We start from the raw sequence: 10,105 nt of genomic DNA, 5'->3' as shown, positions 1-10,105 counted from the left end.
AAGGCGGGCAGGGCGACGCCTCCCCCGCAGAGAGATCCGGGGGAGGCGGAACACCGATGAACCTAGTTGAAAATGATTATCAGATCAACCAACTTGCGATGTCGGATCACTCGCACGCTCGAGAACGCACAGCCCCAGGCCAAAATCGCCGGTCCGGCGCAACACCAGCCCCGCCTCGGCGACTTCGGCCGCCAACGCGTCCTCCGTCGCGACCCACCAGCGGTACTCGACCGACGTCCCGGCCAGCGGCCGGCCCTGACGCAGGACGCCGTAGTCCATGCGCCAGGTGATCTCGTCCGCTCCCGTGGGACGCGCGCTCGCCCAGCCCTCGTACTCCAGCTCTCCGACGACGACCCGGGCCATCCGCACCCGCCCCACCTCCACCGGGGCGAACGGCGGGACGAGGTTGAACACCAGCGCCCCGCCCGGGGCGAGTTGCCGGGCGGCGCGGCTCCACAGTGCGCGCCTCTGCCCGGGCGGCAGGTGGCCGATCATGTTCAGGGCCACCACGGCCCGCACACCGTCGGGCCAGTCGGCGCTCGCACAGTCGCCGGGAACCACCGTGACGCGCTTGCGCAGTTCGTCGTCCTCGTGGACCCGGGCGAGCAGGACGGCGCGCATCGCGGCGGACGGTTCGACGGCGAGCACCGGCACCCGCGGCAGCGCGTCGCAGATGACGCGCACGCCCCGGCCGGACCCGGCCCCGAGGTCCACCACGGACCCGGTCGCTGCGCGGACGTGCGACAGGACGTCCGCCAGCGCCGGAGCCAACGGCTCCCACGATTCGGCGATCAGGATGTCGAGGTACTCGGCGGACCGCTCGTAGGGGTCGCTCATCACTGCTCCAAAGACTCGATGCCTCACGGTTCGCCCCGTACAGTAATCAGAAATGAATTTCATTACTAGAAAGATGTACGAGGTGCTGATATGCCGTCAGCCGGGTCCGTCGGGCCTCCCGAGGCCCTGGGGACCGGCAGCGGAGGGTGCCTCGGTAAGGTGTCCCGGTCCGGCACCGCGCGGTCGTCGCTCCGGCGGCTTCCCGCGGGCGGCGCGTCGGTGTTGCCGTACGGCGAAGCGAGTGGCGTGAGCGATCAGAAGTACGCCGGGAGGCGGGGCGGGCTCACCGACGTCGTGCGCCTCGTCGTGCGGGCGGTCGTGCACATCTCCCTCGGCGGGTTCGCACTCGCCACGATCATCACGGTCGCCGGAATCCTCGGGCCGGTGCTCGCACTCGACCTCTGGACTCCGCCCGTCGCCGCCTGGTGGACCGTGTTCACCGCCGTCGTCGTCCAGGGTGTCCCCTTCCTCCTGCTCGGCGCGCTGGTCTCCGCGGCCATCGGCGCGTTCGTGCCCGAGCGCGTCTTCACCCGGCTGCTGCCGCGCAGCCCGGCTCTCGCCGTACCCGTCGCGGGCGCGGCCGGTGTGGTGCTTCCCGGCTGCGAGTGCGCGTCCGTGCCGGTGGCCGGCAGCCTGATGCGGCGCGGAGTCGTTCCGGCCGCCGCGCTCGCGTTCCTGCTCTCCGCGCCCGCGGTCAATCCTGTCGTCCTCGTCGCCACGTCCCTCGCGTTTCCCGGTCAGCCGCTGATGGTGGTGGCCCGGCTCGTCGCCTCGCTCGTCACCGCCGTCGCCATGGGCTGGTTGTGGGCACGCTTCGGCAGGAAGGAGTGGCTGCGGCTGCCGGGAGCGCCGACGGCCGGGTCCGGCACCTCCCGCGCGGGCTCCTTCGTGGCGGGGCTCCAGCACGACTTCCTGCACGCCGGGGGTTTCCTGGTACTGGGGTCGGCGGCAGCGGCGACCTTCAACATCGCGGTGCCGCGTTCGCTGCTGGACGTCTTCACGGCGTCCGCCTGGGTATCGGTGCTCCTGCTGGCCCTCCTCGCCGTGGTGCTGTGCGTGTGCAGCGAGGCGGACGCGTTCGTGGCGGCGTCGCTGAGCGGGTTCGGACCGATCGCGCAACTGACGTTCATGGTGGTCGGCCCGATGGTCGACCTCAAGCTGTTCGCGCTTCAGGCCGGCACGTTCGGGCGGGCGTTCGCGATCCGGTTCTCGTCCGTGACCTGGGTGGTCGCGGTGGCGAGCAGTGCGCTCGTGGGGTGGTGGGCGCTGTGAGGCGGTACGGTCCCGCCGTGCTGTTGCTGCTGGTCGGCGCCGCGGTGCTGCGGATCTCGCTGTTCAGTGACCTGTATCTGCGGTACGTGCGGGCCGGGCTGCGGCCCTACCTGGTCGCGTCCGGGGTGCTGCTGGTGCTGCTCGGTGCGGCGCGGGTGGCGTTGACGGCGCGAGCGGCACGGGACGGCACCGCTTCCGTGGACCGGAGCGCGCACCCGGCCGAGGACGGACACGGCCACCTCCACTCCCCCGCGGGCGGCCCGCGCGTCGCCTGGCTGCTCGCGTTGCCCGCAACCGCTCTTCTCCTCTTTCCGCCGCCCGCGCTCGGTTCCTACAGCGCCGCGCGCGAAGAGGCCCGGCACGCCGCGGAGAACGTCGGCACGTTCCCCGCCCTGCCCGTCGGGGACCCGGTGGACCTGAGCCTGGCCGAGTTCAGTACCCGCGCCGTCTACGACAGCGGGTACTCGCTGAGGGGCCGCACGGTCCGGCTGACCGGGTTCGTCACGCACGGCGACGGCGGCGCCTGGTACGTGACCCGGCTCCGGGTCGCGTGCTGCGCGGCCGACGCCACGACGGTCAGGGTGGAGGTCCGCGGCGCGGACGCACCGGAGGCCGACGCGTGGGTGGTGGTGACAGGCGCCTGGCATCCCGAAGGCGAGCTGGGATCACCGGAGGCCTGGCCCCCGGTGCTGGATGCCACCACCGTTCGACGGATCGCGGAGCCGTCGGATCCGTACGAGAAGCGCTGAGCCCGATCGCCACGGGCAGCGAGGGGCGCGCCTCGGTACGGTCATGTCCGTGCGGATGTTCCCCGACCGCGGGGAAGCAGGGTCGTCCTGCGCGTGTTCCCGACGGCCGTGCGATCGGGGGTGTGCGCGTCATCCGCGGCCGCTGAGACCGTCGGGCGGAGAACAGCGGAACCTCCGGGCGCCTGCGGCGGTCCGGAGGGCTCAGTGGTCGTCCCAGTGTCCTTCGTGAGCGGCGTGCCGATGCCCGTCGTGCACGTAGTCGACATGATCGCCGTGGGGCACGGCGACGTGACCGCAGCCGCTTCCGTGCTGGTGTCCGTGGCCCTCGTGCGGCCTGTGGCCGGCGGTCGTGCACTCGTCGACGTGTCCGTCGTGCGCGCGGTGGATGTGCCCGTCGTGCATGTAGTCGACGTGGTCGCCGTGCGGCACGGCGACGTGTCCGCAGCCCTCCTCGTGCCGGTGATCATGGGCTTCGTGGGTGCGGTGCTCGGTGGCGGACGTCATGACGTACTCCCGATGCGGATCGACGGGCGGCCGCCCGTTCGACGGCCACTGCCGCACTACCGGATCACCCTAGGGTGACACCCGCGACCGCGCACGCGGAGGGGAGACGCGATGCGGCCGCGGGACGGCGCGGCCGGCGGGCCTACCGGTGTGACAGCGCATGAGGCGGTGCACGCTCCCGTGATCGCACGGCTCGACCGGACCCGGGATACCACCGCGGCCGTCCGGCAGGAACCCACCGCGTGCCGGGCGGCCTCGTCGGCCGCCCGGTCGACGGCCCGCAGGCTCGACTCGGATCCGTCGACGCCGACGACCATGGGCGAGGACATCGTTCTCAGCCTTCCGCGTCGAGGTCGAACACGATGCGGGCCTTGACGTGACCGTGCAGGACCTCGTCGATGCAGTCGTTGACGGCGGTGAGCGGGCGGGTCTCCCGGATGACCTGTGTGCGGCCCTCGGCGTGGAGCTGGAAGACCTCGGCGAGGTCCTGCCGGGTGCCGACGATGGAACCGATCACCGAGGTGCCGTTGAGCACGGTGTCGAAGATCGGGACCTCGAGCGTGCCGTGTGCCGGCAGGGCCACCATCACGAGCTTCCCGCCGCGCCGCAGCCCGGAGTTGACGGCTGCGAAGGCGGCCGGGTTCACCGCGAGGGCGAGGGCCGCGTGCGCGCCGCCGTGCCGCTTCAGCTCGGCGCCGACGTCCTGGGTACGGGCGTCGATGACGATGTCCGCGCCGAGTTCCCGGGCGAGTGCGAGCTTGTCGTCGGTGACGTCGATCGCGGCGACCCGCGCCCCGGCGATCTTCGCGTACTGCACCGCCAGGTGGCCCAGTCCGCCCACGCCCGAGACGGCGACGAGCTGGGCGGGCCGGACGTCCGCGACCTTGAGGGCCTTGTAGGTGGTGACGCCCGCGCAGGTCAGCGGGGCGGCGTCGAGGGCGCTGACGCCCTCGGGCACCGGCTGGGCGAAGTCGGCCCAGGCGAGCATCTTCTCGGCGTAGCCGCCGTCGCAGCCGTACCCGGTGTTGATCTGGCTCTCGCAGAGGGTCTCCCAGCCGGACCGGCAGTGCTCGCACCGTCCGCACGCCTTGCCGAGCCAGGGCACGGCGACGCGTTGTCCGACGGAGAGGTGGGTCACGCCGTCGCCGAGCTTCTCGACGAGGCCGACGCCTTCGTGGCCGGGGACGAACGGCGGGGTGGGCTTGACGGGCCAGTCGCCGTGTGCGGCGTGGATGTCGGTGTGGCACAGCCCGGACGCCTCGACACGGACGCGGACCTGCCCGGGGCCGGGCTCGGGGTCGGGGCGCTCCTCGATGACCAGGGGTTCGCCGAATTCCCGTACGACCGCTGCCTTCATGGTGCCTTCTCCTTCGGTGTCTCTTCGGCCGGCCGCGTCAGTCGTGCGCGACGACGGCGACGGGGGCGGTGGCGTGGTGCATGACCGCGTGGGCGACGGCGCCGACGTGCACACCGAACGGGCTGCGGCGGATGCGGCGGCCGACGACGACGAGGGAGGCGTCGTGGGCCGCGTCGATGAGGTGGTCGGCGGGGCTGCCGAGCCGGGACGCTTCGGTCACCTCGACGTCCGGGTACTTCTCCCGCCACGGCAGCAGCGCCTCGGTGAGCGCTTCGGCCTGGACGCGGGCCAGGTCCTCGCGCGGGTCGTAACCGGCGGCCAGGACGTAGGTGTAGGAGGACGGCAGGTTCCAGACCCGGAGGACGGTCAGCGGGGCCCGACGGCGCAGCGCCTCCTCGAAGGCGAAGGCGAGGACGGTCTCGTCGGGGCTGCCGGTGTCCAGCCCCACGACCACGGGCCGGAAGCCGGTGGCGGCGGACGGGATGCCGACGGGGTCCTTGACGTGTTCGTCGGCGGCCTGTTCGCCCGCTCGGACCAGGATCACGGGCACCTCGGCGCGGGCGACCACCGACTGGCCGACGGACCCGATCAGGAAGCCCGCCAGTCCGCTGAGGGCGCGCGAGCCCAGCACCAGCAGTTCCGCGTCACGGGCGGCGTCGAGCAGGACGTCGGCCGGGGTTCCGGCCCGCTGCTCGGTGGTCACCTCGGCCCCGGGGTGCCGCAGTCTCAGGCCCTCGGCGGCCTCCCGGGGGATCCGCTCGGTCCAGTGCTGGTGCGTCTCCGCGCCGAGGAGCGGGGCCTGGGCCATGGGCTCCGGAACCGGCTGCCACACGTGGAGCAGCCGTACCGGCATCCGGCGCAGCGCCGCTTCGCGGGCCGCCCATTCGGCGGCTGCCCGGCTCTCGGGCGAGCCGTCGAGTCCCACGGTGATCGTGCGGGCCATGTTGCCCACCTCCTGTGTCGTTCGATCCGTTCTCAGCGTCTCTTCCGGCGGCCCCGCGGGGGCAGGGGCCCCTGGTCCCGGGACGGGACCGACGGTCCCTGCCGGTGGGTCGGTGGGGCGGGTCCTTGGCGGGCCCGTCCCACCAGCCGCGTTCAGCGCAGCCACCCGTGGTCGCGCACCAGCGGGAGCCGCGCCCACAACCGGCCCAGACCCAGCACGTCACCGGCCGAGACCACGGCCAGCGCGATCAGCACCACCGCATAGACCAGGTGGTAGTCGACGAACGGGTTCGTCGACATGCTCGCCGACCCGTCCGACAGGTGCTTCGCCGGCGGCCACTCCGCCACCCACATCAACGCCATCATCACCGTGCCCGCCAACGCCGCCAGGCGCAGCGCCACTCCGGCGGTCAACGCCAGCCCGATCCCCAGCAGCCCCAGCATGAACAGCCAGTCCGCCCACGCCGCCCTGGCCCACGCATGGAACGTCGACTCCATCGGGCCGACCGCGACGTGTCCGAGGAAGCCCTCGGCGGGCGAGCCCCCGTCGATCCAGCCCTTGCCGGACGCGGTGGCGTATCCGAAGCCGAACGTCTTGTCGAGGAACGCCCACAGGAAGACAAACCCCATCAACACCCGGGCCGAGGCGAAGACGCAGGCCCGTGCGGTGAGCGTGCCGGCCTCCGCCGACTCGGCCGACTCCGGCGCGGAAACGGCGCGGTTCCGACGGAACGACGGCAGGTGGAAACCCGAACCACGATGCGTGGGCTGGTGCACGGCCATGACAGTGATCCCTTCGGACGAACTCCGGTTACTTCCTGACACCACCCACTCTCCCGGCCCCCACCACCCCGCACCCGACGCCGAAGGTCCGCACCCGAGGACTCAACAGCCCCGAGCAACAGGGACCTTCGGCCCCAACCCCCGCGGCAGGGCCGAACGGCACCGCACGGGGCCCGCACGGCCCCTCACGCACGTGCGGGTCAGGGCCGAGGCTGGAAAGGGTCATCCACCAGCCCAGCCGGCCTCGGCCGCAGGCGGGAAGGAGTCCTGATGAGCTCTACGGCCTTCGACGCCCCTGCCCTGGAGCGGCTGGTCGCGGCGGCCGCGGCCGCACCGTCCCTGCACAACACCCAGCCCTGGCGCTTCCGTCTCGTTGCCGGCACCCGCACCGTGCGGATCGACGCCGCCACGGACCGGGTACTGCGCCACACCGATCCGGTGGGCCGCGCCGTGCACTTGTCCGTGGGCTGCACGGTCCTCGACCTGCGCATCGCGGCCTCCCACTTCGGCCGGGAGCCGGTGCCCCGGCTGCTCCCCTGCCCGGACCGTCCCGCCCTGCTCGCCACGGTCCGGCTCGCCGAATCAGCGCACGGCGCACGGTCGGCCAGCCTGTACGAGGCGGTGTGGCACCGGCACAGCAGCCGTTTCCCCTTCTCCGGGCGACCGCTGCCGTCGGACCTGCTCGCCGAGCTGACCGATGCGGCCCGCCTGGAGGGGGCGACGCTCCGCTTTCCGGGGCCGAAGGACACTGATCGGGTGCTGCGTGCCATGGGGGAGGCGGATCGGTCACCTTCCGTCCGGTCGCGGTCGCGGGGCGCCGTCATGGCCGGAGGGGCCCGCACTGTGAGCCGGTGCTCCCGGTGAGTGGCCGACCTCGCTCGACAGCGGCCTCGAGGAGTCGCGAGGACCGCTCATCCGCTGACGCCGTGCGTCACGAGGCGGGCCGGCCGTCCTCCGCGTCGTCCGAGGACCGCCCCAGCGGCGCGTGCCACACGAGCCGTGCTCCCCCTCCTCCCGGACTCTCCAGCTCCATGTCGCCGCCGAGCTTCCGTGCCCGCTCCACCATGTTGGCCAGACCGCTGCGGCGGCCCCCGGCCGGGATGCCGACGCCGTTGTCCGTGACCGTCAGGCGGACCTCCTTGCCGTCGGTCTCCAGCACGGCGTCGGCGCGGTCCGCGCGGGCGTGCCGGGCGATGTTGGTCAGGGACTCGGTGAGGACGGCCAGGACGTGGTCGGCGGTCTCCACGGGGACGTGCGTGTCGAGCAGGCCCTCCATGCGGACGCTGGGGGCGAAGCCCAGCAGCGGAGCGGCCTCGCCGACCGCGCGCACCGCGCGGGAGCGCAGGCCGGGAGCCGCGTCGTCCTCGCGGGAGCGCAGACCGAAGATCGTCGACCTGATGATCTTGATGGTCTCGTCGAGGTCGTTCACGGCACGCTGGACCCGGTCCGAGGCCCCTTCGTGCTGGATGAACCGGTCGGCGCTCTGCAGCGTCATGCCGGTGGCGAAGAGCCGTTGGATCGCCAGGTCGTGCAGGTCGCGTGCGATCCGGTCGCGGTCCTCCAGCAGGGCGATCTGCTCGGCGTCCGCGCGGCGTTCCGCCAGCTCCATGGCCACGGCGGCCTGGGCGGCGAAGACCTGGAGCGGCTCGGTCTCCTTCTCGGAGAACTCACGGCCACCCGACTGCCGGACCAGCAGAACCACACCGCGGGCGTCGTCGGCCGAGCCGATCGGTACGGCGACGGCCGGTCCGAGCCCGTCGAAGCGCGGGGGTCCGGCCGAGATCCGGGAGTCACGTGAGGCATCCGGACTGCTGACGGACACCCGCTGAGCGAACGCCTGCCCGATGAGAGTTCCCTCCACGGGCAGGACGACCCCGCGCCACACGTCGGCCTCCTGGCCTGTCGCGAGTTCCACGGCGAGTGTGTCCGTACCGCTCACCGGCATGGCCACCACGCTCAGGACGGAGGCGGTGATCTCCCTGGCCCGTTCGGCGATCAACGGCAGCACCCCGCCCTGGTCCGCGCCGGACATGAGGGTGTGCGTGATCTCGGCGTTCACCTGGAGCCAGCGTTCGCGCAGCCGGGACTCCTCGTACAGACGGGCGTTGTCGATCGCCACGCCGGCCGCCACGGCCAGGGTGGCCAGCACCGCCTCGTCGTCCTCGTCGAACTGCTGGCCGCCACGCTTCTCGGTGAGGTACAGGTTGCCGAAGACGTGGTCCCGCACCCGGATGGGAACACCGAGGAAGCTGTTCATCGGCGGGTGATGGGCCGGGAAACCGTACGAGGCGGAGTGCTCGGACAGCTTCGTCAGCCGCAGCGGCTCCGGACGGCGGATCAGCTCGCCGAGGATGCCGTGGCCTTCCGGGTAGGGGCCGATGCGGGCGATCTGCTCGTCATCGACACCCACGGTGTGGAAGGCGGACAGGCGCTTGCCGTCCGGACCGATCACGCCGAGGGCCGCGTACTCCGCGTCGACCAGTGCCGCCGCCGCCTCCACGATGCTGTGGAGCGCCTGCTCCAGGTCCAGCTCACGGCCGACGGACAGCACCGCCTCCAGCAGGCTGTGCACCCGGTCCCTGGTGCCGCGGGCCGCGTCCAGCCGGGCCTGCAGCTCCTCCAGCAACTCGTCCAGCCGCAGTTGCGGCAGTCGTACTCGTGCCTCACGGGCTTCCTCGGCGTTCTCCAACGCTACTCCTCCAACGCCTCACCGCCTGTCGGCAGCCGTACCGTTCAGCTGTCACGGTAGCGGCTCGAACAGGGGGGAGAACAAGAGATCAGCACCGCCGTGCGGCCCGGCTCCGCAGGCGCGGGAGATCACGTGGTGCCGCCCCAGGTCGTACCCGCCTTCTTCGGCCCCGGGGGCGGGTGTGTCGCCGGCCGGTGGGCCACGACCCCTATCGGTCTTCGGGCCGCATGCGGTCACGTGCCTGGGTGGCGATGACGGCGGCCTGGACGCGGCGTTCCACGCCGAGCTTGGAAAGCAGACGGGAGATGTGGTTCTTGACCGTCTTCTCGGCCAGGTACAGCCGCTGACCGATCTGCCGGTTGGTCAGCCCCTCGCCTATCAGGTCCAGGATCTCGCGTTCCCGGTCGGTCAGGCCGGGCAGGACGTCCGGCTCCTCGGCCGGCTGCTGTCCGGCGCTTCGCAGCCGTGCCATCAGTTTGGCCGTGGCGCTGGCGTCCAGCAGCGACTGGCCGCGGGCCACCGTCCGCACGGCCGAGACCAGGTCCGATCCCTGGATCTGCTTGAGCACGTACCCGGCCGCGCCCGCCATGATCGAGTCCAGGAGTGCCTCCTCGTCGTCGAAGGAGGTCAGCATCAGACAGGCCAGGTCCGGCATCCTCGACCGCAGTTCACGGCAGACGGTCACTCCGTCTCCGTCGGGCAGGCGCACGTCGAGGACGGCCACGTCGGGGCGCAGGGCGGGAACCCGGATCAGTGCCTGCTCCACCGTCGCCGCTTCTCCGACCACCGTGATGTCCGGTTCGTCGTCCAGCAGGTCGTGCACTCCTCGCCGTACCACCTCGTGGTCGTCCAGGAGGAAGACCTTGATCGGGCTTCCTGTGCTGTCGTCCTGCTCACTGTGCGCCATCGCGTGCTCCTCGTGCTGCCTCGATCTCCGTCGGACTCCTCATCCTGCCAGGACGGCCGAGGTCC

Annotated in this window: 10 protein-coding genes; 3 read left to right on the top strand and 7 right to left on the bottom strand. The window is 72.2% G+C overall.

Annotation, left to right across the window (positions count from 1 at the left end; translation table 11 throughout):
• Positions 1-84 precede the first annotated feature (84 nt).
• A complete protein-coding gene (locus ACF1DX_RS32545) occupies positions 85-837 on the bottom strand; it encodes a class I SAM-dependent methyltransferase (protein ID WP_391794753.1) in 753 nt (250 codons plus the stop codon).
• A 246-nt stretch (positions 838-1,083) separates the two neighbouring features.
• Here ACF1DX_RS32545 and ACF1DX_RS32540 point away from each other — a divergent pair, with 246 nt between their 5' ends.
• Positions 1,084-2,109, top strand: coding sequence for a permease (locus ACF1DX_RS32540; RefSeq protein ID WP_391794752.1), 1,026 nt, complete (start codon positions 1,084-1,086; stop codon positions 2,107-2,109).
• Complete coding sequence (locus tag ACF1DX_RS32535) at positions 2,106-2,858, top strand: TIGR03943 family putative permease subunit (RefSeq protein WP_391794751.1); 753 nt, start codon at positions 2,106-2,108, stop codon at positions 2,856-2,858. The genes ACF1DX_RS32540 and ACF1DX_RS32535 overlap by 4 nt, the downstream gene beginning before the upstream one ends.
• A gap of 201 nt (positions 2,859-3,059) precedes the next feature.
• Here the strand turns inward: ACF1DX_RS32535 and ACF1DX_RS32530 are convergent, their stop codons facing one another.
• The 4 genes from ACF1DX_RS32530 to ACF1DX_RS32515 form a co-directional block, all read right to left on the bottom strand.
• Positions 3,060-3,362 carry a hypothetical protein gene (locus tag ACF1DX_RS32530; protein ID WP_391794750.1) on the bottom strand — a complete coding sequence of 101 codons (303 nt, stop codon included), beginning with the start codon at positions 3,360-3,362 and terminating at the stop codon, positions 3,060-3,062.
• A gap of 334 nt (positions 3,363-3,696) precedes the next feature.
• A complete protein-coding gene (adhP, locus tag ACF1DX_RS32525; RefSeq protein ID WP_391794749.1) occupies positions 3,697-4,719 on the bottom strand; it encodes an alcohol dehydrogenase AdhP in 1,023 nt (340 codons plus the stop codon).
• A gap of 37 nt (positions 4,720-4,756) precedes the next feature.
• Complete coding sequence (locus ACF1DX_RS32520; protein WP_391794748.1) at positions 4,757-5,662, bottom strand: universal stress protein; 906 nt, start codon at positions 5,660-5,662, stop codon at positions 4,757-4,759.
• 152 nt (positions 5,663-5,814) lie between these two features.
• Complete coding sequence (locus tag ACF1DX_RS32515; protein WP_391794747.1) at positions 5,815-6,444, bottom strand: hypothetical protein; 630 nt, start codon at positions 6,442-6,444, stop codon at positions 5,815-5,817.
• A 270-nt stretch (positions 6,445-6,714) separates the two neighbouring features.
• Here ACF1DX_RS32515 and ACF1DX_RS32510 point away from each other — a divergent pair, with 270 nt between their 5' ends.
• Positions 6,715-7,308: a hypothetical protein gene (locus ACF1DX_RS32510; RefSeq protein ID WP_391794746.1), complete on the top strand. Its 594-nt coding sequence runs from the start codon at positions 6,715-6,717 to the stop codon at positions 7,306-7,308.
• A gap of 67 nt (positions 7,309-7,375) precedes the next feature.
• Here the strand turns inward: ACF1DX_RS32510 and ACF1DX_RS32505 are convergent, their stop codons facing one another.
• Both ACF1DX_RS32505 and ACF1DX_RS32500 read right to left on the bottom strand, forming a co-directional pair.
• Positions 7,376-9,133, bottom strand: coding sequence for a GAF domain-containing protein (locus ACF1DX_RS32505; protein WP_391794745.1), 1,758 nt, complete (start codon positions 9,131-9,133; stop codon positions 7,376-7,378).
• Between the two features lie 208 nt (positions 9,134-9,341).
• Entirely contained in the window at positions 9,342-10,040 is a 699-nt protein-coding gene (locus ACF1DX_RS32500) for a response regulator (RefSeq protein ID WP_391794744.1), read from the bottom strand.
• Positions 10,041-10,105: the final 65 nt, after the last annotated feature.

The organism is Streptomyces sp. NPDC014676 (assembly GCF_043084105.1).
GTDB lineage: Bacteria > Actinomycetota > Actinomycetes > Streptomycetales > Streptomycetaceae > Streptomyces.
Note: the sequence above shows the minus strand (reverse complement) of the source record. Positions and strands in the feature narration are given on the sequence as shown.

What these genes read in the sequence shown, in the direction of transcription:
- ACF1DX_RS32515 (WP_391794747.1), bottom strand. Translation starts at nt 6,444, where the DNA reads ATGGCCGTGCACCAGCCCACGCATCGTGGTTCGGGTTTCCACCTGCCG.
- ACF1DX_RS32545 (WP_391794753.1), bottom strand. Translation starts at nt 837, where the DNA reads ATGAGCGACCCCTACGAGCGGTCCGCCGAGTACCTCGACATCCTGATC.
- adhP (WP_391794749.1), bottom strand. Translation starts at nt 4,719, where the DNA reads ATGAAGGCAGCGGTCGTACGGGAATTCGGCGAACCCCTGGTCATCGAG.
- ACF1DX_RS32500 (WP_391794744.1), bottom strand. Translation starts at nt 10,040, where the DNA reads ATGGCGCACAGTGAGCAGGACGACAGCACAGGAAGCCCGATCAAGGTC.
- ACF1DX_RS32510 (WP_391794746.1), top strand. Translation starts at nt 6,715, where the DNA reads ATGAGCTCTACGGCCTTCGACGCCCCTGCCCTGGAGCGGCTGGTCGCG.
- ACF1DX_RS32530 (WP_391794750.1), bottom strand. Translation starts at nt 3,362, where the DNA reads ATGACGTCCGCCACCGAGCACCGCACCCACGAAGCCCATGATCACCGG.
- ACF1DX_RS32520 (WP_391794748.1), bottom strand. Translation starts at nt 5,662, where the DNA reads ATGGCCCGCACGATCACCGTGGGACTCGACGGCTCGCCCGAGAGCCGG.